This window comes from Promicromonospora sp. NPDC019610 (assembly GCF_044389365.1).
Lineage (GTDB): Bacteria > Actinomycetota > Actinomycetes > Actinomycetales > Cellulomonadaceae > Promicromonospora.
On the sequence record NZ_JBIRXX010000002.1, the window covers coordinates 1376553 to 1400233 of the forward strand.

The following is a 23681-nucleotide window of genomic DNA, read 5'->3' on the forward strand; positions in this document are numbered from 1 at the left end:
TCGTGTCGGTGCGGTGCCGGGGACGGCGGGTGGTGCGGGCGCCGACGGCGTCCTGCGGGTCCGGGGTCTGGGGTCTGTCTCAGCGGGTCCGGCCGTGGTGGCGGCCGCGCGGGTGCACGCGGACGCGGCCGGTCCCTGGGTCGGTGGTGACATCGATCGGCAGGCCGTACGCGAGCGAGAGGTGCTCAGCCGTGAGCACCTGCGCGGGCGGCCCTGCGGCGAGCACGCGGCCCTGGTGCAGCAGGACGACGGCGTCGGCGACCGACGCGGCGTGGTCCAGGTCGTGCAGCACGATGCCGACCGCTGTGCCGTGCTCCTCGGCGAGGTCGCGCACGAGGTCGAGCGTCTCGACCTGGTAGCGCAGGTCGAGGTGGTTGGTGGGCTCGTCGAGCAGCACCACGCCGGTCTCCTGCGCCAGGCAGGTGGCCAGCCAGACACGCTGCACCTCGCCGCCGGAGAGCTGGTCCACGCCGCGGCGGGCCATGGCGGCCACGCCGGTGATGTCCATCGCGCGATCGATCGCGGCGTGGTCGGCGTCGGTCAGCGGCGCGAACCGGCGGCGGTGCGGGTGCCGGCCGAACGCGACGACGTCGCGGACCTCCAGCCCGGCCGGGTGCGGGCGGGACTGGGCGAGCAGCGTGACCTGGCGGGCGAACTCGCGCGCCGAGAGCGGGGCGACGTCGACGGCGTCGTCGGCCGTGGCCCCCAGGCTGACGGTGCCCTGCCGCACCGGGTGCAGCCGCGCCAGCGAGCGCAGCACGGTCGACTTGCCGGACCCGTTGGGGCCGACCAGGGCGGTCACGACGCCCGGGGGCAGGTGCACGGCGACACCGTGCACCACGGTGGTGCGCTGGTAGCCGAGCACGAGGTCGTCACCACGGAGGGCGGTAGGGGTGGTCACGGAGGTAAGCCTAACCTTACGTCCGGGGTGCTCCGGATGTCCGTCTCATTCCTCACCCGCTGCCGTGGCTACTCGGCCTCGACGCTCGTCGTGTGGTGCGGGGTGCCCACCGGCTTGGACTCGCTGGACCCGCGCTGCCGCAGGTAGATCGCGAACGTGACCATGGCCGCGACCGCCAGGAACTCGGACTGCCAGTTCTGCAGCGTGCGGTTCCAGAAGTCCGGCGAGGCCACGTACTGCAGCCAGGTCAGGGCGGGCTCGCCGTGCTCGGCGGCCTCCTCGTTGGCCACGACCTGCCCGCCGAGCGACTGCGCCAGCCACGAGAGCAGGAAGATCGTGCCCATGACCAGCAGCAGGGAGTTCGAGTAGGCCCAGAGCCGCAGGCCGCGGACGCGGGCCCACCGCGGTGAGTCGGGGCGGGCGTGCTCGCCCACGAGCTGCTCCTCGTCCGTGCCGAGGCCCTCGTCGCCCGGCTTCTTGGACTCCGGCGACCCGCGCTGCACCAGCCAGACCGTCGCGAGGATGAACATGAAGAACTGGAGGAACTCCGACTGCCAGTTCTCGGCGACGTCCACGAGGAAGGCCGAGGAGCCGACGAAGTCGAGGTAGGTGACGGGCGGCTCGCCGTGCGCCGCCAGCTCCTCCAGCTCCGCGGCGTGACCGGCGAACGACTGCCCGACGAGCGTGGCCAGGAACAGCCCGATGAAGGCGAGGCTGAGCCCGTTGTCCCGCACGAACCGGCGCACGCTCAGCGCCCCGTGAGCGGCGTGACGATCATCACGGCGAGACCCACCGCGACGAGCACGAGCAGCGCCCAGAACGGCGTGCGCCCGATGTGGTCCCGCTCGCCGGACCCGTGTCCCTCGCTCATTCCCGCCCCCTCGGCACGTCACCCGTCAGCCCATGATGCTCCTCGTGCTGGTGACAGGCCCGTCGGCCGCTCCGCGCGGGTCCGTGTCGGTCAGTCCACGTACCCTGGTCGGCGATGAGCACAGCCACCGTGGAGGGAGCGTACGAAGGTGCGCTCCGAGCGTTCAAGAACCCGATGCTGGACCTGCTCCACGGGACGTACGCGCCGTTCGTCGTGACCATGCTGGCGCTGGTCTTCACCGCGCAGCGGCCCCAGGTCCCGGTGGCCGACGCGCACGCGGAGATCGACGCCGCCCTGGACCGCCTGCGCGCCGCCGGGTACGGCGAGGAGGGCAACGCGCCGCTGCCCGTCGGCAGCTCGCGCGACCTCTGCCGCGGCTGGGTCCGCTCGGGCTGGCTCAAGCGGCACGTACAGGACGGCGTCGAGGTCTACCAGGTCTCCGCGCACGGCGTCGGCGCCCTGGAGGTCGCGGGCCGGGTCGGCGGGGCGCGCACCCGCGTCTCCGAGTCCCGGGTGCGCACCCTGCTCGACGCCGTCGAGGAGCTGGCGCAGGACGCCGACCCGGACGTGCTGTCCCGCATCGCGCGGCTCGACGCCGAGATCCGGGAGCGCACCGCCGAGGTCGAGCGGCTGGAGCGCACCGGCGCCGTCGAGCCGGTGGGCGACGACCAGCTCCTGGAGGAGGCGGAGAACGTGCTGCACCTGGCGCGCGAGCTACCGGCCGACTTCGCCCGCGTGGTCGAGTCGATCAAGCAGGTCCAGCGCGACGTCGTCACCGACCTGCGGCAGGACGTGCGCCCCACCGGCGAGGTGCTCCGGGAGTACCTGGCGCGCGGCAAGGACATCATGGAGTCGACGCGCGAGGGGCGCGCCTTCGCCGGGGCGCTCGCGCTGATCGGCCGGGCCGAGCACATCGACCAGCTCGCCGGGAACCTGCGCGTCATCCTGGGGCACCCCTTCGCCGAACAGCTCCCCGCGCCCCAGCGGCGCGAGCTGCACGAGATCGCGCGGCGCATCGAGCAGGGCGTGCGTGAGGTGCTGCACGCCCAGCAGCAGGCGTCGCACGTCATCACCACGCAGATCCGCAACCACGACCCGCTCCGGGACCGCGAGGTGGACGGGCTGCTGCGCGACGTGATGTCCGGGTTCCAGCGGTGGATGCCCACCTCGCGGCACAAGCAGGCGGTCGGGCCGATGCGGCGCCTGCCGGTGGCCGACGTCGGCCACCTCCGGCAGAAGGTGGACGGGCTGCGGCCGCCTGCTCCCCCGACGCCGCTGGAGGCCTGGGAGATGGGCGCCGTGCCGGACGACGACTCCCGGTCCTGGGGCGGTCCGCACTACGCGGACCTGGAGCGGCACCTGGCCGGGCTGCCTCGCGACGACGACGGGACGGTCGACGTCGCGACGGCGTTCGGGTCCGCACCCGAGCGGCTGCGCCGACCGGTCGACCTGCTGGGCCTGCTGGAGATCGCGCACCGGCACGGCATGGTCGAGACGGACGAGGTGGTGACCGTCGAGGCGGTCCGGCCGGACGGGACGCGGCGGCGGTTCGCGTTCGGCGGTGTGGCGATGAGGGACGAGCACGAGGGCGGGACGACGGATGAGTGAGACGGTGACGGACGAGGCGGGGATCGACGAGGTCCCGACGGGCGAGGCGGGCTTCATCGAGCCCGCCCCGATGGAGGACGACCAGACCGAGCTGTTCGCGGGCGACCGCGGCCTGCTCGACCCGGAGGTCCGGCGGGTGCTGGTCCGGCTGCTGCAGCGGCGGTTCCTGACGGCGGAGAAGAACCGCGCGCAGTGGAGGACGCTCCTGGAGCACCAGTCGGTGATCGAGTCGCGCCTGCACGACCTGTTCGTGCGCCTCGTGGTCGACCACGAGCGCGGGATCGCCTACAAGCAGCAGGTGCGCTCGGGCGAGGTCGACGTGCCGATCCTGCTGCGCGACGACCCGTACAACCGCGTCGAGACGCTGGTGCTGGTGCACCTGCGCACCGTCTACCAGCACGAGGCGAGCTCGGGCGAGACGTCCGCGCGGATCGACCTGGAGGACATCGAGCAGGGCGTGCTGACGTTCTTCGACCTGGACGACAACAACCTCGTGCGCCCGCAGCGCGAGATCCGCGACGCCGTGGGGCGCCTGGCGTCCGAGGGCCTGATCGACGAGGAGTCGACCGGCCGGTACCGCATCACGCCGCTGGTGGAGGTCGTGCTCGACAACAACCGGCTCGCGGAGCTCACGCGCTGGCTCGCCGGCAACAAGGAGGCCAGGTCGTGAGCATGATCGAGACGCTGTGGGGGCTGGTCCCCGCGCGGTCGACCGGCCAGCAGTGGGTGGCGCAGACCCTGCAGCTCGTCAACTGGGGCGGCTACCACGGCCACCACCACGTGCGGTTCTCCCCGGGGGCCACGCTGTTCAGCGGCGGGTCAGGGTCGGGCAAGTCCACGCTCATGGACTCCTACATCGCGCTGATCATGCCGCACACCACGCCGTTCAACGGGGCGTCCAACGGCGGCGTGACCGGCAAGCCGCGCGGCAAGGAGCAGCGCAACATCCTGTCCTACGCACGCGGCAAGCTCGACGAGAAGCGGGTCGACGGCGAGACCCGGGTACGGGTGCTGCGCGGCGAGAAGGAGGACACCTGGTCGGCGATCGCGATGACGTGGGTCGACCAGACCGGGGCCACGTTCACCGCCGTCCGCGCCTGGTACGTGCCGTCGTCCGCCCGGACGCTGGAGAACGTCACGGCGGTGCGCGGCACCTGCGACGGGCCGTTCGACCTGAGCGGCCTGGAGGAGGCGGCCCGGCACCGGTTCGACCGCCGGGCCGTGACGCGCACGGGGCTGACCTGCTTCGAGACCGACCGCGACTACACCGCGCGGCTGCACACCGCGCTCGGCATCGGCGCGAGCGGCGACGGGCACAAGGCGGTGGGCCTGCTCGGTCGCATCCAGGCCGGCCAGCAGATCACCACGGTCGACGCCCTGTACAAGACGATGGTGCTGGAGGAGCCCTCGACGTTCGCCACGGCCGACGGCGCGGTGCAGCAGTTCGACGAGCTGTCCGCCACGCGCGACCGGATGGTCACCGCGCAGCAGCAGGTCCGCGCGCTCGGGCCCGTCCGGGAGTACCGGGCCGCGATCGACCAGGCCGTCGAGCGGCTGCGCCTGATCGACGCCGTCGGGCAGTTCTCCGATCCCGCGTCCCCGGCCGCGCTCTGGCTCGCGGGCCGGCGGCTGGACCTGCTGCGCGCGTCGGAGGCGGACCTCCAGCGCAGGCGCGCCCGCGCACGGGACGAGGCGACCGAGCTCACCGTGCGGGTCTCCGCGGCCCGGCTGGAGCGGGACGCGGCCCGGGACCTCCTGGGTGCCGCCGGCGGCGACCGCCTGAAGAAGGCGCAGGACGAGGTGGACCGCCTGACGGCGCGCATCGAGCCCGTCGCGGCGGCCCGGGCCCGGTTCGACGCGCTGCTGACGGACATCGGGGCGGAGGTGTCGAGCGCCGCGGAGTTCGACGCCGTCGTCGAGCAGGCGCACCGCGCGCTGAACGACGCGGACGCACGCGCCGCCGCGCGACGGCGCTTCACCGAGGCGACCCTCGCCGAGCAGGGCGCCGCGCAGGAGCTCGAGACCCTGCGGTCCGAGCTGCGGACCGTCAGCGCCCGCAAGGACAACATCCCCTCCGACCTGCACCGGGCCCGTGCGGCCCTCGCCGAGGCGGCGGGCCTGTCCCCGGACGAGCTGCCGTTCGTGGGCGAGCTGATCGAGGTGCGCACCGAGTTCGAGCCGTGGCGCCAGGCGTTCAACCTGGCACTGGGCGGTTTCGCCACAGAGATGCTGATCGACGTCGCGCAGATCAAGGCGTTCCGCGCCGCGATCAACTCCGTGCCCACCGCGCGCCGGGTCCGGTTCCGGGGCGTGCCGACCGGGCGGCGCGACGAGGCCGCCGTGGTGGACCGCACCCTGCCCGCGCGCCTGGACCACCGGCCGACGCCGTTCACCGGCTGGCTCCGGCAGGAGCTCGCCGACCGCTTCGGCTACGTCTGCATCGACTCGCCCGCACAGTTCGCGCTGCACCCCAAGGCCGTGACGATCACGGGTCAGACCTCCGACGGCCGGCGGGGCGCCCACGGCGGCCAGGGCGTGACCAACGTGCTCGGGTTCTCCAACGCCCGCCGGCTCAAGGAGCTGGAGGGCGCCGTCGCCGAGGCGGAGGCGGCACACGCCACCGCCAGGGGCGCGCTGGACGCCGCGACGGCCGGGCTCGACGCGTTCGAGAAGCAGCGCGGCGCGTACGAGAAGATCGCCGACCTGACGTGGGAGCAGGTCGACCTCGCCGCCCTGCGGACCGAGCTGGGCCGCTGGACCGCGATCGTCGAGGAGGTCACGTCGGACAACCCGGAGATCGGGCGGCTGCGTGCGGAGCTCGGCGCCCTGGAGGACCGGGTCACCCGGCTCACCGAGGAGAGCGGCGTGGCCAAGAGCCGGGCCGCCGAGCTGGAGACGGCGTGGGAGCGCACGGCCGACGCCGTCGACACCGCGCAGCGCACCCTCGACACGGCCGAGGCCGACGGGACCCAGGTCGCCGCCGCGCACCGCGAGTACCTCCAGGAGCTGTTCGCCGGCGAGCCGGGCGCCGACGGCTCCCCCGCGCAGGCCGTCGAACACTTCGACGCGGCGCTGGACCGCGCGGCGGCGCGGATCAGGGACGACCAGGGCGAGGCGCAGGCCGCCGTCGGCCGGGGCCGTGCGGCCCTGCACGACATCTTCGAGACGTTCAAGGAACGGTGGCCCAACCCGAACCTCGGCGTCGACCCGGACACGTCGTACGACGACTACGAGCGGCTCCTGACGGACCTGGAGAAGAACGGGCTGCACGAGCTGGAGGCGGAGTGGCGCGACAGCCTGCTCCGGCTCTCCGGCGCGGACCTGACCAAGCTCGACAGCGACATCTCGACCGCCGTGCGCGAGATCCGCGACCGCATCGACCCGGTCAACCGGATCCTCGACGGCCTGGACTTCTCCGACGAGCACCACAAGCTGCACATCGAGCTGCGCGACACCGCCTCGCCGGTGCGCTCCCGGTTCCGCGCCGACCTGCGCGCGGTGCGCGAGGCCATCGCGAACGCGGTCAGCGACACCGACCGGCAGCGGGCCTACACCCGCATGGCCAAGGTGGTCGACCGCGTGCGCCGCACCGCCCCCGAGTTCCACGACCTGATCGACGTGCGCAACCATGTGCGGATCAGCGCCGAGAAGCTCACCAAGGACGGCGCGCACGTCGCGGTCTACGACCACATCGGCGAGAAGTCCGGCGGCGAGTCGCAGGAGCTGGTCGCGTTCATCGTGGGCGCGGCCCTGCGCTACCAGCTCGGCGACGCCGGGGCCGAGCGGCCCCGGTACGCACCGGTCTTTCTCGACGAGGCGCTCATCAAGGCCGACGCCCACTTCACCGGGCGCGCGATCAACGCCTGGCGCGGGCTCGGCTTCCAGCTCGTCATCGGCGCGCCGAACGACAAGCACAGCGGCATCGAGCCGCACGTCGACGCGGGCTACATCGTGCTCAAGGACACGAGCGGCAAGTCGTTCACGCAGCTCACGGTGGGGTTGCCGGACGAGGCGGCGGAGTGACGGGGCGGCTCGTCCGGGGCGACCGGACGAGCCGCCACCCGGTCAGGCCAGGTCGAGGTCCGTCTGCGGGCCGAGGAGCTTCGGCACGTCCGGGCCGCCGTCGGCCGCCGGCTCGAAGACCAGCTCCGTGAGCCACATCTGGCGGCCCGGCTCGGGCGCGTTCACCGCGCCGGGCGGCCAGGCGTGGTGCACGTACCAGGTGCGACCGTCGCGCTCGACCACCATGCCGTGCCCCGGACCGGCCGCCACCTCGTTCGACACCATGATCGGGCCGTCCTGCGGCTTCACGTACGGGCCGGTCGCCTTCTCGGCGACGGCGTAGCCCACGCCGTAGCGGTCGGAGTCGAACGCATTGCCCGAGTAGAAGAGGTAGTAGCTGCCGGCGTGCGGCCACACGTAAGGCCCCTCGACGAGCGTGCCCTCCCACTCCTGGTCCTGCTTGAGGATCCGCTCCGGCTCGCCCTCCAGGCGCAGCCCGTCGTCGGACAGCCGCTGCACGTAGATCCACGTGTCGACGCCCACGTGGTTGCCGTCGTTCTTCCACAGCAGCCAGCGCGAGCCGTCGGCGTCGGTGAACGGCGAGGCGTCGATCGAGCCGCCCTCGGCGTCCTGGCAGAGCAGCGGCCGGTCGGCGTCGTCCCGGAACGGGCCGTACGGCTCGTCGGCCACGGCCACCCCGACCGCCTGCACGTCGGTGACCTTGTCGTGCGCCGTGTAGTAGGCGACGTACCGGTCCCCCACGACCGCGACCTCGGGCGCCCAGTTCAGCCCCGGCTCGACCCAGGAGGCGAGCTCCGGCATCGCGTCGCCCACCGGCTCCCACCGCACGAGGTCCCGCGAACGCAGCACCGGCAGCGCCTCGACGCGGTTCTTCGTCGCGTACGCCCAGTAGGTCCCGTCGACCTCCAGGACCGCGGGATCGGGGAAGTTGGAGCCGTACACAGGGTTCGTCGCCATCGTCTGTTCCTGCCCTCTCGCTCGACACGTGGGTCCCCGGTGGACCCGCCGACAGCGCACCAGGCTAGGAAAGATGTCCGGGCCGCGCCGAGGTGTCCACGACGTCCCGACCTGGCCACGGTGTCGCGCCGCGCCGGGGTGAATATTGTTGCTCAGAGCAACTCGGCGAGATGATCGAACCTCTGCAACGATCGATGCGGCCGCATGGTGTGGAGGCGGCCGCCGGTTGGCTGGATCTGCCCGAGGGGAAGTTCGTATGACCAAGCACAGGATCATCAGGACGATGTTCGGCGCCGCGGGGGTCGCCGCACTGCTCGTCACCGCGGGATGCTCGGCGAGCTCCGCGGACGACGGCGCCACGTCGGGCGCACCGTCGTCGTCCGCGTCGTCGAGCGGTTCGACGCCGTCCGGGTCCGCGGGGTCGCCGTCGGGGTCGCCGTCGGGCGAGGCATCCGGCGAGACCTCGGAGCCCGCCGCGACGGAGAGCGCGACGGACGGGACGGGATCGACGGACGAGACCGGCACCACCGAGGGCCGCTGCCAGACGCCCGAGCTCGCGGGCAGCCTCGTGCCGGTCGAGGGCGGCGCCGGGGCCGGGCACTACGAGATCGAGGTCGTGCTGAAGAACGAGGCGCCGGACGAGTGCTGGTTGCAGGGCTGGCCAGGCGTCTCCTTCGTGGGCGACGACGACGGCACCCAGCTCGGCGAGGCCGCCACGTTCGACCGGTCGAGCCCGCACGAGACCGTGACGCTGGCGCCGGGTGAGTCCGCGCAGGCCGTCGTCCGGGTCTCGAACGCCGAGAACTACGGGGACGAGTGCGGCCAGACGCCCGCCGACGGCCTGCGGATCTACCCGCCCGGCGAGAAGCGCTCCCTGTTCGTCCGGAACGACCAGCTCACGCTCACCGCGTGCGCCGACTCGGACGAGCCGTTGCTCCAGGTCCAGGCCCTCCAGCCGGCCAGCTGAGGGCCTCCTTGGCACGGGCCCGCTGATGACTTCGGTCCGGTGCCGGCGCGCCGCGTCAGCGGCCCCCGCGGCCGCCGCCCGCCAGCGGGAGGTCCTTGCGGGAGAAGACCGCGACGATCACCAGGGACAGGGCCGCGGCGGCCGCCCCGAAGCCGAACATCTGGCCGTACGACCAGGTCGCCTGGAGCCAGGCGAGCACCATCGGCGCGAAGAAGCCCAGGTACGTCAGCGAGTAGAAGACGGCGGTGAGCCCGGCGAGCTCGCCCGGCCCGGCGATGCGCGCGACCTCGCTCAGCCCCGCCACCAGGCCCAGCCCGTAGCCCGTGCCCAGCACGACGGCCGCGACCACGCCGAGCGGCAGCGAGGGCGAGACCGCCGCCCACGCCGCGAGCGCCATCCCGACGGCGACGATGCCCAGCGCGACGACCGACGCGCGGGCCGACGCCGGGGTGTCGATCCGCCGGGCCACGGCCTGCATGCCGATGCCGCACCCGAGGGAGAGCACCGTCATCCCGCCGGCGAACGCGATGGGGATCGTCCCGGCGTGGTCGGAGAGCAGCGCGGGCAGCACGGCATAGGCGCTGCCGCCGCAGCCGAACACCCAGGGCGCGAGCGGCACCACGACCCGCAGAAACCGCTTGTGCCCGACGGCGGTGATCCGCAGGTCGTCGCGCAACGGCGCGCGGGCGCCGCGGTGCAGGCCGGGGTTGGTCTCGGGCACGCGCAGCAGCCACACGCCGGCGGCGAGGGCCCCGGCGGCGTGCAGCACGTAGGCCAGGTGCGTGGGCCACGGTCCGAACTGGGCGAGCGCGGCGGCCACGCCTGCACCGAGCAGGAAGCCGACCGTGAGCGACAGGGACCCGCGGCGCGGGCCGGCGGCGCGGTCACCCGTGCGAGCGCTCAGCTCGGTGATCCAGGTGCTGCCCACGGCCATCACCAGCCCGAGCGCGACGCCGCACAGCACACGGCCTGCGGCGAGCAGCACCGGGCTGGTCGGGTCGAGGGCGAGCACGAGGGAGCCCAGCGCGCCCACGGGCGCGGCGGGCATCAGGAGCGGACGGCGGCCGTGCCGGTCGGACAGCGGCCCGCCGAGCAGCAGGGCCGGGACGATGCCGAACACGTAGGCGGCCAGCAGCGCGTCGACGGTCACGTCGCCGAGGTGCCCCTGCTCGCGGTACATCACCAGCAGCGGCGTGAACTCGTTGCCGCCCCAGGCGATCGCCAGCAGCACGGCGGCGACGGGCCACCAGGTGCGCGATCCCCCGGGGAGGCGTTCGGACGCAGGCGTGTCCCCGGGGAGCGAGTGTGGCATGACCACATCCTCCGCAATGGATGCCCGGGTGAACAACCTGAGCCGCTGTGAGGGTGCGCACAGGCGTCCCGGGCGCCCCCGGCCCGGCCGAGCCGGCAGGGCTGACGCTGCGCGGGGTAACGACGACGCAGCGGGGACGGTTACGGAGAGGTAGCAGCGCTCGCTCTCCGTGACCCTCCCCGCTGAGTGGGCCTTGCCCCGCGCCGGCCTACTTGCTCCCGGCCGGGTCCACCGGGCTGGAGTCGGCGTCCACGCTGCTGTCCTCGGTCTCGCCGCCCTCGGTCTCGCCGTCGGCCTTCGCGCCGTCCGCTGTGCCGGCGTCCGCGGCCTCGGCGTCCGCGGCCTCGGCGTCCGCGGCCTCGGCGTCCGCGGCCTCGGCGTCCTCGTCCGCGGCGTCCTCGTCCGCGGGCTCGCGTCCCGGCACGTACACCGAGAGCTCCGGCTCCGGGTGACGGCGGCCCTGCACCACGATGATCCCGATGCCGAGCAGCACCGCGATGCCCGACGTCCAGATGTTCGCGGGGACCCCCAGGGGCGCGTCGCTCGTGGGGTCGATGCGGATGGACTCGAGCCAGCTCCGGCCCAGGCCGTACCAGATGAGGTAGAGGCCGAACATGCGGCCCCAGCGCAGACCGGCCCCGGGGGTGCCGCCGTCGGCCAGGAGGGCCTCGTTGCGGCGCACCACGCGCCGCTCGATGAACAGGAGCACCGCCACGCCGATGAGGTTCCAGATCATCTCGTACAGGAACAACGGGTGGAACAGGGTGCCCTCGGGCGTGCCCGTGGGGAACATCGGCGCGTCGGAGCGGATCTCCAGGCCCCACGGGAGCGTGGTCGGCAGGCCGAACAGCTCCTGGTTCACGTAGTTGCCGAGCCGGCCGATGGCCTGGGCCACCAGCAGGCCGGGCGCGAGCGCGTCGGCGAACGACCAGAAGCGCAGCCCGGAGATGCGGCACCCGATCAGGACGCCGACCGCGCCGCCGAGCAGCGAGCCGAACAGCGCGTTGCCGCCCTCCCAGATGCGCACCCACGCCCAGGCGTCGACGCCGGGACCGGTGAAGTCGTCGAGGTGGGTCAGCACGTGGTAGATCCGCGCGCCGACGATGCCGATCGGCACCGCCCACATCGCGACGTCGACGGCGATCCCGGGGGCGGCCCCGCGCGCGCGGAGCCGCCGGTCCGTGATCCACGCGGCGGCGACGATGCCCGCCAGGAGACACAGGGCGTAGGTGTGGATGGTGAGGGGGCCCAGGCTGAACTGGGACCACACCGGGTCAGGGCTGGGGATACTGGCCGGAAGCACGACCTGAAGGTACCGCGATCCGGCGCCGACGTGGGCATCGACCGGCGTGCCGCACCCCGTGCGGCACGCCGGGTCGCACCCCGGAGCGGCGACTCAGCGCCGGCGCTTCTCCCGCACCCGCACCGAGATCTCGATGGGCGTGCCCTCGAAGCCGAACGTCTCGCGCAGGCGGCGCTCGATGAACCGGCGGTACCCGGCCTCGATGAACCCCGTGGCGAAGATGACGAACCGCGGCGGACGCGTCGAGGCCTGGGTCGCGAACAGGATGCGCGCCTGCTTGCCACCACGCAGCGGGTGCGGGTGCGCGGCCACGAGCTCGCCGAGGAACGAGTTGAGCTTGCCCGTGGGGATGCGGCGGTCCCAGGACGCGAGCGACCGCTCGATCGCCGGCACCAGGCGCTCGCTGTGCCAGCCCGTGCGGGCCGACAGGTTGACGCGCGGCGCCCACTGGATCTGCACGAGCTCCTTCTCGATCTCACGCTCGAGGTAGGGGCGGCGGTCCTCGTCCATGAGGTCCCACTTGTTGTACGCGATCACCAGGGCGCGGCCGGAGTCCACGACCTGCTGGATCACGCGGATGTCCTGCTCGGTCAGCGGGGCGGACGCGTCCACCAGGACCACGCCGATCTCGGCCTTCTCGATGGCCGCCGCGGTGCGCAGCGACGCGTAGAAGTCGGCGCCCTTGGTCTGGTGCACGCGGCGGCGGATGCCGGCGGTGTCCACGAACCAGTACGGGATGCCGCGCAGCTCGATCAGCTCGTCGACGGGGTCGCGCGTGGTGCCTGCCACCTCGTCGACCACCACGCGCTCCGAGCCGGCGATCTTGTTCAGCAGCGACGACTTGCCGACGTTCGGCCGGCCGACGAGCGCCACGCGGCGCGGGCCCGAGGGCCGCAGCGTGCCGTGCGCGGACGTGGTGGGCAGGGCCTTGACGGCGGCGTCGAGCAGGTCGCCCGTGCCGCGGCCGTGCAGGGCGGAGACCGGGTACGGCTCGCCCAGGCCCAGGGCCCAGAGGTAGGTCGCGTCGGCCTCGCCCGAGGCGCCGTCCACCTTGTTGGCGCACAGCACGACCGGCTTGCCGGAGCGGCGCAGCAGCTCCACGACCCGCTCGTCGGTCGCGGTGGCGCCCACGGCGGCGTCGACCACGAAGACCACGGCGTCGGCCAGGGAGATCGCGACCTCGGCCTGCTCCGCCACCTTGGACTCGATGCCGGCGACGTCGACCTCCCAGCCGCCCGTGTCCACCAGCATGAACCGGCGGCCCGCCCACTCGGCGGGGTAGGAGACGCGGTCGCGCGTCACGCCCGGCTTGTCCTCCACGACGGCCTCACGGCGGCCGAGGATACGGTTGACCAGGGTCGACTTGCCGACGTTCGGCCGCCCGATGATCGCGAGGACCGGCAGGATCTGCTCGGCCTCGGACTCCTCGTCGGACCACTCGGAGTCCAGGAGCGCCTGGTCCGCCTCGTCGAGCTCGAACTCCTCGAGGCCGACGCGCAGGGCGCGCTCGCGCGCGACGTCGTCCTCGGTCTCGGTGAGGTCGAGGTCGGGGGCGTCCGGGGCGGCAGCGTCCGGGGCAGCATCGTCTCGGGCCGCCGCGTCCAGGGCAGCCTCAGATGCAGAGGAGTCGTGGGTCATGCCCCCATTGTCGCAGGCCCCGCGCGCTCAGGCCGACCCGCGGGCATATGACCTGCGTCGCTCCGGCCCGGGTCCGCGAGCCGGAGCTCACGCGGAGGGCGCGACCTCGCGCCCCGTCACCTGCGCGACGACGGCCAGCACGGCGTCGACCGTCTGCTCGAAGTCGAGGTCGCTGGAGTCGACGGTCACCACGCCGTCCGCGGCGACGAGGAACTGCGTCACCTTGGCGTCGTCCTGGTCCCGGCGCAGCACCTGGTCCTTCGTCGCCTCGACGGCGCCGGCGTCGGCGGCGCCGTGCACCTCCAGGGACCGGCGGCGCAGGCGGGCCTCCTCCGAGGCGATGAGCAGCACGCGGACGTCGGCGTCGGGCGCCACGACCGTCGTGATGTCGCGGCCCTCGGCCACGATCCCCCGGCCGCCCGACTGCACGGCCGCGGCCGCGTCGGACTCCTGGTCGATGATCGCGCGCTGGAGCCGCTTGAGCTCGGCGCGCACGTCGAGGTTGGACGCGACCTTCGACACGTTGGTCGTGACCTCGGTGGAGCGGATCGTCACGGCGACGTCCCGGCCGTCCAGCTCGACGCCCGGGGCGGCCGGGTCCAGCCCCATGACCAGCGGCATCGCCCGGACCGCCGTGGTGACCGCCGCGGCGTCCGCCAGGTCCGCCGTCTCCATGCTCCACACCGTGGCCGCCCGGTACATGGCCCCCGTGTCGAGGTAGGCCAGGCCGAGCCGCGCGGCGACCGCCTTCGACACGCTCGACTTGCCGGAGCCCGACGGCCCGTCGATGGCGATCACTACAGGGCTGGTCACAGGTTCGCTCATTTCCGTTGAGTGCTGGGTATCTGTGCTTCGGAGTGCTCGTCAGCCGCAAATAGCCAGCACTCAGCGGGAGAGGTTACAGGTCTACCGCACCCATGAGGGTGCCGAGCTCCGTGCGGCCCAGGACGCGGGTGCGGCCGGCCTTCAGGTCGCCCAGCGGGATCGGGCCGATCCGGGTGCGCACCAGCCGCGTGACGGGGTGCCCGACGGCCTCGAACATGCGGCGCACGATCCGGTTGCGGCCCTCGTGCAGCACGACCTCCAGCATCGCGAAGCCGTCGATCTGCTGGAGCACGTGCACGGCGTCCATCTTGGCGACACCGTCCTCCAGCTCCACGCCCTTCAGGAGCTCGCGGCCGACGCGCGGGTAGACCTCGCCCTCGACCGTCACCAGGTACGTCTTGGCGATCTGGTACTTCGGGTGCGACAGCCGGTTGGCGAGCTCACCGTCGTTCGTCAGGAGCAGCAGGCCCTCGCTGTCGGCGTCGAGCCGGCCCACGTGGAACAGACGCTCCTCTCGGTTCTTGATGAGGTCCGCGACCGTCGGGCGGCCCTTGGGGTCGTCCATCGTGGACACCACGCCCAGGGGCTTGTTCAGCGCGATCGTCACCTTGGCCTGGTCGAGCTGGATGCGCAGCCCGTCCACGTGGATGACGGCGGTCGTGGGGTCGACCCGCACGCCCAGCTCGGTGACGAGCTGGCCGTCCACCTCGACGTGCCCGTTCGCGATGAGCTCCTCGGACGCGCGGCGCGAGCCCAGCCCGGCCTGTGCGAGCACCTTCTGCAGGCGCACGCCGTCCTCGACGTGCACGTCCCGGGCCGGCTCCGTGGACTTCGCGGGCCGACGGCGCGGCTGGTTCGCCTGCGCGCGGCTCTTCGCGGAGCTGCCCCCACGGAAGTTCTGGCCCTGCCGTCCGCCCTGCTTGCCGGACTCGCGGCGGCTCCCGCCGCGGCGTTCGTTGCTCATGATTCGTCTCTCGGTACGTCGGAAGTTCTCGGAAAGGGGCGCGCGCGAAACCCGTCGTGCAGGCCTCGGGCAGGACTAGGAGTCCAGCCCGTCGAGGCCGTCGATCGTGTCGAGATCCGGCAGGTGCGGCGCCAGCGGGGGCAGCTCGTCGAGCGACGAGTAGTCCATCCGCTCCAAGAAGTATCCCGTGGTTCCGAACAGAACCGCACCCGAGCTCGGGTCCTGACCGATCTCGGCGATCAGCCCGCGGGTCAGCAGGGTCCGCACGACGCCGTCCACGCTCACGCCGCGCACCGCGCTCATCTGGCCGCGCGACACGGGCTGACGGTACGCGATCACGGCGAGGGTCTCCAGCGCGGCCTGGCTCAGCTTGGCCGACTGACCGTCCAGCACGAAGCGCCCCACCGGGTCCGCGTGCGCCGTGGAGGAGTAGATGCGCCAGCCGTCCACGGTGCGGCGCAGCTCGAAACCGCGCGGACGGGCGCCGAGGTGGCCGGCGTACTCGTCGGCCAGCTCGTGCAGGATGTCGTCGGTCTCGTCCTGCGTCAGGTTCAGCGCCGCGGCGATCCGGTCCGCGCCGATCGGCGCGTCGGCCACCATGAGCACGGCCTCGACCGCCGCGTGCGCCCCGCCCGGGAGCGTGTGCACGTCGACGACGGGCTGCTCCTCCGGGGCGGGAGCCGCGGGGGCGGCGGGGATGGCGGCGTCCGCCGGCGGGGCCTGTTCCTCGACCGTCATGCTGTCGCCTCCGTTCCGGGCTGCGGGACGTCTGCCCGCTCGCGGTCCTGCTCAGGCATCTGCTCCGCCGCCGGGGCGGTCAGGTCCTCCTCGTCGAACTCGCTGGGGCCGGCCGCCGGGTCGAGGTACTTCCCGCCGTCGTCCGGCCCGGCCGTCCACCGCACCGTCAGCTCGCCCAGGGGGCTGACCTGCTCGAACCCGACCAGCGCGTCGCGGAACAGCTCCAGCAGCGCGAGGAACCGCGCGACGGTCACGAGGCGCTCCGTGCCGGCCGTGAGCGACCGGAACGTGACCGAGTGCTCCTCCCGCAGGCGCCGGACGATGACGCCCGCCTCCTCGCGCACGCTCACCGCCGAGCCGTGCAGGTGGGCGAGCCCCACCACGGGCGGCGGCTTGGGCGCGAGCACCTTCGCGGCCAGCTCCGCGAGCCGCTCCCCCGTCGTGTCCCAGACCAGCTCCGGCAGGATCGCGGCCAGGTGCGGCTCCAGCGGCGCCAGACGGGGCACGCGGCGTCCGGACGACGCCATCTGCTCCGCGAGGACCTTCGAGACCTCCTTGTACGCGCGGTACTGCAGCAGCCGCGCGAACAGCAGGTCGCGGGCCTCCAGCAGCTCGAGGTCCTCGGCGTCCTCGTCGACGACGCCGGGCAGCAGGCGCGCGGCCTTGAGGTCCAGCAGCGTCGCGGCGATGACCAGGAACTCGCTGGCCACGCCGAGGTCCCACGACTCGTGCACCTCGCCGCGCTCGGCGGCCTCGCGGGACGCCCGCTCCGCCTCGCGGATGTGGGCGACGAACTCGTCGGTCACGACGGCGAGCGCCACCTCGGTGACGTCCATCTGGTGCTTCGCGATGAGCGACAGCAGCAGGTCGAACGGGCCCTCGAAGTTGTGCAGCCGCACCTGGAAGGTGCGCGACGACGACCGCTCGGCGGGCTGCTCCTCGGGCGCGGCGGGCGCCTGTTCCGCGGTCGGCTCCGCCGCCGGGCCGGCAGCGGCCTCCAGGACCTCGGGCACCACGTCAGGCAGCGTCGCCACGGGCCACGAGCTCCCGGGCGAGCTGACGGTACGCGGCGGCGCCCGGGTGGCCCGGGGCGTACGCGGTGATGGGCTCGGCGGCGACCGTGGCGTCGGGGAACTTCACCGTGCGCCCGATGATCGAGTGCAGCAGCGTGTCGCCGAAGGCCTCGTGCACCCGGGCCACGACCTCCCGGGAGTGGAGGGTGCGCGAGTCGTACATGGTGGGGAGGATACCGTCGATCTCCAGGGCGGGGTTGAGCCGGTCCCGCACCTTCTCGATGGTCTCCACCAGCAGCGCGACGCCGCGCAGCGCGAAGAACTCGCACTCCAGCGGGATCAGCACGCCGTGCGCCGCCGTCAGGGCGTTGACGGTGAGCAGGCCGAGGCTCGGCTGGCAGTCGATGAGGATCACGTCGTAGTCGTCGATCACCGGGCGCAGCGCGCGGGCCAGCACCGACTCCCGGGCGACCTCGCCCACGAGCTGCACCTCCGCGGCCGACAGGTCGATGTTCGCCGGGAGCACGTCGAGGTTCTCGATGCCCGACGGGATGAGCACGTCCTGCACGTCCACGCCCCGCTCCATGAGCAGGTTGTAGATCGTCAGGTCGAGCTCGTGCGGGTTCACGCCGATGCCGACCGACGCGGCGCCCTGCGGGTCGAAGTCGACCAGCAGCACCTTGCGGCCGTACTCGGCCAGGCACGCGCCGAGGTTGATCGTGGTCGTGGTCTTGCCGACCCCGCCCTTCTGGTTGCACATCGCGATGATGCGCGCCGGGCCGTGACTCGCCAGAGGTGCCGGCTCGGGCAGGTCGGGCATGACCCGCCCCACGACGTCGCGCACGATCTCCGAGTCCGTGGGTGCGCCGACGACCGCCTTGCCGAGAAGAATGTCGGTCATCGTGCTCGCTCCCTCCTGGCTGGGTGCCTCGCTCACGCCCGCCACGCTATACCAGAGTGTGGGCACCACCCGGCTCGGAGCCCCGGCGTGGCGTGGTTCGGTGCCGGGCGGTCAGCGGGCCCGCGGGTGGGCGGCGGCGTAGACCTCGCGCAGGGCGTCGGGCGTGACCATCGTGTAGATCTGCGTGGTCGTCACAGACGCGTGCCCGAGCAGCTCCTGGACCACGCGCACGTCGGCCCCGCCCGAGAGCAGGTGGGTCGCGAACGAGTGCCGCAGGGTGTGCGGCGAGACGTGCTCCGTGAGCCCGGCCCGGCCGGCCGCCGCCTGGAGCGCGGCCCACGCCGTCTGCCGGGACATCCGCGCGCCGCGCGTGTTGAGGAAGAGGGCGGGCGTGCCGCGCCCCGCGGCGGCCAGCTCGGGACGGGCGCGCACGAGGTACGCCTCCAGGGCGTCGCGCGCGAACGACCCCACGGGTACCACCCGCTCCTTGGCGCCCTTGCCGAGCAGCCGGACGGCGGCGGAGTCGCCCACGCCGTCGACGTCCAGCCCGACGATCTCGGAGATCCGCGCCCCGGTCGCGTAGAGCAGCTCCAGCAGGGCCCGGTCGCGCAGGGGCAGCGGCCCGTCGCCCGCGCCGGCGGCGTCGAGGAGCCCCGCGACGTCGTCCACGGAAAGGGCGTGCGGCAGCCGGCGCAGCTGGGTGGGCGCGCGCACGTCGGCGGACGGGTCCTCGACCGCCAGGCCCTCGGCCTGCGCGAACTTGTGCCAGCCGCGCACGGCGGCCAGGGCGCGGGCCGTGGACGACGGCGACAGCGGCCGGCCGCCGTCGGCCCCCTCGCGCACGGCCTCGACGAAGCTCGTGACGTCGGACTCGGCGACCCCCGCCAGGTCCCGGCCCGCCGCGTCGAGGAACGCGGCGTACCGCACGAGGTCACGCCGGTAGGCCGCGACGGTGTTGGCCGAGAGGCCGCGCTCCACGCTCAGGTGCGCGAGGTAGTCCCGCAGCGCGCGGTCGAGCCGCCCCTCGACCGGGACGGCCGGGCCGGCCAGGACGGACGGGCCGGCCGGGGCGGGCGGGGCGACAGGCTGGTTCTCGCGGGACGGACGGGCCAGTGCGGTGGACACCGGCCCATCATGCCGAGCGTGGCCCGCCGTGCGGGCGGGCCACGCCGTCGGCGGGTGACGTCAGGTCACGCCGGGTTGATGCCGAACAGCTCGGCGCGCGAGCGGATCACCTGGGCGCGGGCCAGCCGGGGCTTGTCGCTGCCGTCGCGGATCACGGAGCCGGCGGCCTCGAACTCGGCGAAGAAGTCGACGGCCCAGGCCACGTCGGACGACGTGGGCGCGAAGGACTCGTTGATGACGCTCGACTGCTCGAAGTCCAGGCAGAGCTTGCCGGTCATGCCGAGGTTGACGGCGTCGGTCGACTGCTCGCGCAGCAGCGCGTGCGACGAGCCGACCGTGGGGCCGTCCACGGGGCCGGGCAGGCCGCCGATGCGGCTGGCGACCACGAGGCGCGTGCGCGGGTAGGCCATGGCCATGGGCTCGTTGGCGGCGCCGGTGTCGCGGCGGTAGTCGCCCGAGCCGAACGCGAGCCGGAACGCGCCCCGGGCCTTGGCGATGTGCACGGCCTCCTCGATGCCGAGGGCCGACTCGACGAGCGGGATGACGGGCACGTCGCCGCCGAGCCGCTGCGCGGTGTCGATGACGTCGTCCGCGCTCTCCGTCTTGGCGAGCATCACGCCGTTGAGGCCCTCGAGGCCGCGCAGGTAGGCCACGTCGTCCGCCCAGGACGGCGCCGTGCGGTCGTTGATCCGGACCCAGGCGCAGCCGCCGTTCTTGATCCAGCGGATGACGTTCTCGCGCGCCTCGTCCTTCAGGGAGTCGTCGATCGCGTCCTCGCAGTCGAGGATCACCTGGTCCGCCCGGGAGAGCTGCGCCTTGTCGAAGAGCTCGGTCCGCATCGCGGAGAGCAGGAGCCAGGCGCGCGCGTAGTCGGGAGCGACGCGCGACTTCTCGCGCGCGGCGCGGCGGGGCGCGAGGTCGCTCTCGGGGACGACGGCGGTCGCCGTCGGCAGGCCCGAGGAGTAGCCCGCGGACTGCGCGTCCGGCTGTTCGGCAGGGTCGGTGGTTCGGTCGGCTGGGGTCTCGGTCACGCGCTCAGCCTAGGCGGCCACGTCGGTGCAGGCCGAATCATGACCCCCGCTATGCAGAGGTCTGGTGCGGTGCCCGGCGGACGATCAGAAGGGCAGGAAGACGTCCACCGCGACCGCCACGAAGAGCAGCGACAGGTAGGTGATGGAGCCGTGGAACACCTTCATGGCGCCGAGCTTGCCGCTGGCCTTGCCCTGCGCCCGGCGCAGCATCGCGATCGTGGACCAGAGGAACCAGCCGCCCAGGACGGCGGCGACCACGGTGTACACCCACGACATGCCCGCGAGCGGGGTCAGCGCCAGCGAGCACGCGATCATCGCGATCGTGTAGCCCACCATCTCGGCCGCGACGCGCTTGTCGTCGCTGACCACGGGGAGCATCGGCACGTTCGCGTTCGCGTAGTCCTTCTTGAACTTGATCGACAGCGGCCAGTAGTGCGGCGGCGTCCAGAAGAAGATGATGCCGAACAGCGCGAGCGCCGCCCAGCTCAGGCCGCCGGTGACCGAGGCCCAGCCGATGAACACCGGCATGCAGCCGGCGATGCCGCCCCACACGATGTTCTGCGGGGTGCGGCGCTTGAGGATCATCGTGTAGCCCACGACGTAGATCGCGATGGCGCCCAGCGTGAGCCACATCGCGGCCCAGTTGATCACCAGCGCGAACCACGCGAGCGACAGCAGGCCCAGGATCGAGGCGAACACCAGGCCGGCGCGCGGCGTGATCTCCCCCGTGGCCAGCGGACGCTTCTTGGTCCGGTTCATGACCTGGTCGATGTCGCGGTCCCACCACATGTTGAACGCGTTCGCGCTGCCTGCGGCGCCGGCGCCGCCGATCAGGGTGGCGACGATCAGCCAGAAGCTGGGCAGGCCGTCGGCCGCCAGGATCATGGTGGGCACGGTCGTCACGAGCAGCAGCTCGATGACGCGCGGCTTGGTCAGGGCGACGTACGCGCCGGCGCGCCGCATGAACCATCCCCCGGGACGCTGCTCGACGCCGGCCGCGGCCTCGGGGGCGGACGTCTGGGGACGCGCGGTCTGGCCGGTCGTCGGGTGGCTCGTTCTCACGCGCGTCGCAGTTCCGTTCGGGAGGGTCCTGGAGTCGATAACGCACCTGGTGGGCGCTGGTGCCGGTCGGGTGCAGGCCCATGGTACGTCGCGGGGTGACCGGGTCGCGCACCGCGACCCCGGACGCGCGTGTGAGATTTGTCCACCGCATCCTGGGACGAACAGTCCGTGGACAGCCCTGCGCAACGGATTACGCGCGCGTATAGGGTTGTTGACGCCATCGAACGAAGGGCGGCCGGCATCCCGCCGCCGCCGCACGCACGCTGCGCGGCTCTCCAGCGCGTCCGCTCTCCGGACCAGGACGAGGGTCGACGGCGGAGAGAAAGAGGACTCGTGAACGCTTTCGACCCCGTGCTGAAGCCCCTGGAGTGGTCGGAGCTCGACGAGCGAGCGGTCAAGGCCATCAAGGCGCTGGCCGCGGACGCCGTCGAGAAGGTGGGCAACGGACACCCCGGCACCGCGATCTCGCTCGCGCCGGCCGCGTACCTCCTCTTCCAGAAGGCCATGCGCCACGACCCGTCCGACCCGCACTGGCAGGGCCGCGACCGGTTCGTGCTGAGCGCCGGCCACTCGTCGCTGACGATCTACCTGCAGCTCTTCCTCGCCGGCTACGGCCTCGAGATGGACGACCTCGCCGCGCTGCGCACCTGGGGCTCCAAGACCCCGGGCCACCCGGAGTTCGGCCACACCGCGGGCGTCGAGATCACGACGGGCCCGCTGGGCCAGGGCCTCGCCTCCGCCGTCGGCATGGCGTTCGCCTCCCGCCGCGAGCGGGGCCTGCTCGACCCGGCCGCCGCCCCCGGCGAGTCGCCGTTCGACCACCACGTGTACGTCATCGCGTCCGACGGCGACCTGCAGGAGGGCGTGACCTCCGAGGCCTCGTCCCTCGCGGGCCACCAGCAGCTCGGCAACCTCATCCTGATCTGGGACGACAACAAGATCTCGATCGAGGACGACACCAACATCGCGTTCACCGAGGACGTGCTGAAGCGCTACGAGGCCTACGGCTGGCACACCCAGCGCGTGGACTGGACCTCGGGCGGCGAGGGCTACGCGGAGGACACCGACGCGCTGGCCGCCGCCATCGACGCCGCCAAGGCCGAGACCGGCAAGCCGTCGATCATCGCGCTGCGCACCATCATCGGCTGGCCGTCGCCCACCAAGCAGAACACGGGCGGCATCCACGGCTCGGCCATGGGCGCCGACGAGGTCAAGGGCCTCAAGTCCGCGCTCGGCCTGGACCCCGAGGCCACGTTCACGATCGACGACGAGGTGCTGGCCTACACGCGCTCCGTCGGCGAGCGCCAGGCCACCGAGCGCCAGGCCTGGGAGAAGGCCTTCGCCGCCTGGTCCGAGGCGAACCCGCAGCAGGCCGCGCTCCTGGAGCGCCTGCGCTCGAACGAGCTGCCCGAGGGCTGGACGGACGCGCTGCCGGAGTTCGAGGCGAGCGAGAAGGGCGTCGCGACCCGTGCGGCGTCGGGCAAGGTCCTGACCTCACTCAAGGACGTGCTGCCCGAGCTGTGGGGCGGCTCGGCCGACCTCGCCGGCTCGAACAACACGACCATGGACGGCGTGCCGTCGTTCGTGCCGACCGAGCACGCGACCAAGAAGTTCCCGGGCGACCCCTACGGCCGCACCCTCCACTTCGGCATCCGCGAGCACGCCATGGGCTCGATCCTGAACGGCATCGTGCTGCACGGCCTGACGCGCCCCTACGGCGGCACGTTCCTGCAGTTCGCCGACTACATGCGCGCCTCGGTGCGCCTGGCCGCGCTGATGAGCATCCCGACCACCTTCGTGTGGACGCACGACTCGATCGGCCTCGGCGAGGACGGACCGACCCACCAGCCGGTGGAGCACCTCGCGGCACTGCGGGCCATCCCGAACCTCGACGTCGTCCGCCCGGCCGACGCGAACGAGACCGCCTGGGCCTGGCGCGGCATCCTGGAGAACACGAAGAACCCGGCCGGCCTCGTGCTGACCCGGCAGAACGTGCCCACCTACCCGCGTGGCACCGACGGCTTCGCCGGCGCCGAGGGCACCCTCAAGGGCGGCTACGTGCTCCTGGACACCGAGGGCACGCCCGACGTCGTCCTCGTGGGCACCGGCTCCGAGGTGCAGCTCGCCGTCGAGGCGCGCGCGATCCTCGCGGCCGACGGCGTCCAGGCCCGCGTGGTCTCCATGCCGTCGCGCGAGTGGTTCGACAAGCAGGACGAGGCCTACCGCGAGTCGGTCATCCCGTCCGGTGTGAAGGCCCGGGTCTCGGTCGAGGCGGGCGTGGCGCAGGGCTGGCGCGAGGTGGTCGGCGACGCCGGCCGCATCGTCTCGCTCGAGCACTACGGCGCGTCGGCGGACTACAAGACGCTCTACGCCGAGTACGGCATCACCTCCGAGGCGGTCGCCCAGGCCGCCAAGGAGTCGATCGAGGCGGCGTCCTGAACC

20 protein-coding genes are annotated in these 23681 nt (G+C 73.1%); 5 read left to right on the forward strand and 15 right to left on the reverse strand.

Annotated features, from left to right (window positions below; all coding sequences use genetic code 11):
- Positions 1 to 79: 79 nt before the first annotated feature.
- The 3 genes from ACH45N_RS17805 to ACH45N_RS17815 form a co-directional block, all read right to left on the reverse strand.
- Complete coding sequence (locus tag ACH45N_RS17805) at positions 80 to 901, reverse strand: ABC transporter ATP-binding protein (protein ID WP_397396227.1); 822 nt, start codon at positions 899 to 901, stop codon at positions 80 to 82.
- A 68-nt stretch (positions 902 to 969) separates the two neighbouring features.
- Positions 970 to 1647, reverse strand: coding sequence for a DUF6766 family protein (locus ACH45N_RS17810; RefSeq protein WP_397396229.1), 678 nt, complete (start codon positions 1645 to 1647; stop codon positions 970 to 972).
- 2 nt (positions 1648 to 1649) lie between these two features.
- On the reverse strand, positions 1650 to 1772 hold the full coding sequence (locus ACH45N_RS17815; protein ID WP_397396231.1) for a hypothetical protein: 123 nt from the start codon (positions 1770 to 1772) through the stop codon (positions 1650 to 1652).
- Positions 1773 to 1886: 114 nt separating this feature from the next.
- Between ACH45N_RS17815 and ACH45N_RS17820 the strand changes: the two genes are divergently transcribed.
- Genes ACH45N_RS17820 through ACH45N_RS17830 form a run of 3 tightly spaced genes read left to right on the forward strand, consistent with a single transcriptional unit; the run spans position 1887 to position 7403 of the window.
- Positions 1887 to 3380: a DUF3375 domain-containing protein gene (locus ACH45N_RS17820; RefSeq protein WP_397396233.1), complete on the forward strand. Its 1494-nt coding sequence runs from the start codon at positions 1887 to 1889 to the stop codon at positions 3378 to 3380.
- A complete protein-coding gene (locus tag ACH45N_RS17825; RefSeq protein ID WP_397396235.1) occupies positions 3373 to 4050 on the forward strand; it encodes a DUF4194 domain-containing protein in 678 nt (225 codons plus the stop codon). Before ACH45N_RS17820 ends, ACH45N_RS17825 begins: the two co-directional genes overlap by 8 nt.
- Positions 4047 to 7403: an ATP-binding protein gene (locus tag ACH45N_RS17830; RefSeq protein ID WP_397396237.1), complete on the forward strand. Its 3357-nt coding sequence runs from the start codon at positions 4047 to 4049 to the stop codon at positions 7401 to 7403. Before ACH45N_RS17825 ends, ACH45N_RS17830 begins: the two co-directional genes overlap by 4 nt.
- A gap of 42 nt (positions 7404 to 7445) precedes the next feature.
- On the opposite strand, the gene ACH45N_RS17835 is transcribed toward ACH45N_RS17830, so the two are convergent.
- A complete protein-coding gene (locus ACH45N_RS17835) occupies positions 7446 to 8360 on the reverse strand; it encodes a glycoside hydrolase family 43 protein (protein WP_397396239.1) in 915 nt (304 codons plus the stop codon).
- A gap of 256 nt (positions 8361 to 8616) precedes the next feature.
- Between ACH45N_RS17835 and ACH45N_RS17840 the strand changes: the two genes are divergently transcribed.
- The gene (locus ACH45N_RS17840; RefSeq protein ID WP_397396241.1) at positions 8617 to 9327 is read left to right on the forward strand and encodes a DUF4232 domain-containing protein; all 711 of its coding nucleotides are present in this window, start codon (positions 8617 to 8619) and stop codon (positions 9325 to 9327) included.
- 55 nt (positions 9328 to 9382) lie between these two features.
- Here the strand turns inward: ACH45N_RS17840 and ACH45N_RS17845 are convergent, their stop codons facing one another.
- The 11 genes from ACH45N_RS17845 to ACH45N_RS17895 all read right to left on the reverse strand — a co-directional run bounded on the left by ACH45N_RS17845 (position 9383) and on the right by ACH45N_RS17895 (position 21239).
- The gene (locus ACH45N_RS17845; RefSeq protein WP_397396243.1) at positions 9383 to 10639 is read right to left on the reverse strand and encodes an MFS transporter; all 1257 of its coding nucleotides are present in this window, start codon (positions 10637 to 10639) and stop codon (positions 9383 to 9385) included.
- 208 nt (positions 10640 to 10847) lie between these two features.
- On the reverse strand, positions 10848 to 11942 hold the full coding sequence (lgt, locus tag ACH45N_RS17850; protein WP_397396245.1) for a prolipoprotein diacylglyceryl transferase: 1095 nt from the start codon (positions 11940 to 11942) through the stop codon (positions 10848 to 10850).
- 93 nt (positions 11943 to 12035) lie between these two features.
- Positions 12036 to 13580 (reverse strand): ribosome biogenesis GTPase Der, encoded by a 1545-nt coding sequence (gene der, locus ACH45N_RS17855; RefSeq protein WP_397396247.1) that lies wholly within the window; start codon positions 13578 to 13580, stop codon positions 12036 to 12038.
- 87 nt (positions 13581 to 13667) lie between these two features.
- Entirely contained in the window at positions 13668 to 14405 is a 738-nt protein-coding gene (cmk, locus tag ACH45N_RS17860; protein WP_397396249.1) for a (d)CMP kinase, read from the reverse strand.
- A gap of 73 nt (positions 14406 to 14478) precedes the next feature.
- A complete protein-coding gene (locus ACH45N_RS17865) occupies positions 14479 to 15369 on the reverse strand; it encodes a pseudouridine synthase (RefSeq protein WP_397396251.1) in 891 nt (296 codons plus the stop codon).
- A 75-nt stretch (positions 15370 to 15444) separates the two neighbouring features.
- Positions 15445 to 16107: an SMC-Scp complex subunit ScpB gene (locus ACH45N_RS17870; protein WP_397396253.1), complete on the reverse strand. Its 663-nt coding sequence runs from the start codon at positions 16105 to 16107 to the stop codon at positions 15445 to 15447.
- Positions 16104 to 17141, reverse strand: coding sequence for a segregation and condensation protein A (locus tag ACH45N_RS17875; RefSeq protein ID WP_397396255.1), 1038 nt, complete (start codon positions 17139 to 17141; stop codon positions 16104 to 16106). The genes ACH45N_RS17870 and ACH45N_RS17875 overlap by 4 nt, the downstream gene beginning before the upstream one ends.
- Positions 17125 to 18021 carry a ParA family protein gene (locus ACH45N_RS17880; protein WP_397396257.1) on the reverse strand — a complete coding sequence of 299 codons (897 nt, stop codon included), beginning with the start codon at positions 18019 to 18021 and terminating at the stop codon, positions 17125 to 17127. Before ACH45N_RS17880 ends, ACH45N_RS17875 begins: the two co-directional genes overlap by 17 nt.
- 111 nt (positions 18022 to 18132) lie before the next feature.
- Entirely contained in the window at positions 18133 to 19071 is a 939-nt protein-coding gene (xerD, locus tag ACH45N_RS17885; protein WP_397397499.1) for a site-specific tyrosine recombinase XerD, read from the reverse strand.
- A 140-nt stretch (positions 19072 to 19211) separates the two neighbouring features.
- Entirely contained in the window at positions 19212 to 19997 is a 786-nt protein-coding gene (locus ACH45N_RS17890) for an HpcH/HpaI aldolase/citrate lyase family protein (RefSeq protein ID WP_397397501.1), read from the reverse strand.
- A gap of 264 nt (positions 19998 to 20261) precedes the next feature.
- On the reverse strand, positions 20262 to 21239 hold the full coding sequence (locus tag ACH45N_RS17895; RefSeq protein WP_397396259.1) for a heme o synthase: 978 nt from the start codon (positions 21237 to 21239) through the stop codon (positions 20262 to 20264).
- Between the two features lie 333 nt (positions 21240 to 21572).
- Between ACH45N_RS17895 and tkt the strand changes: the two genes are divergently transcribed.
- Positions 21573 to 23678, forward strand: a complete 2106-nt coding sequence (tkt, locus tag ACH45N_RS17900) for a transketolase (RefSeq protein WP_397396261.1) — start codon at positions 21573 to 21575, stop codon at positions 23676 to 23678.
- The last annotated feature ends 3 nt before the right edge of the window (positions 23679 to 23681 follow it).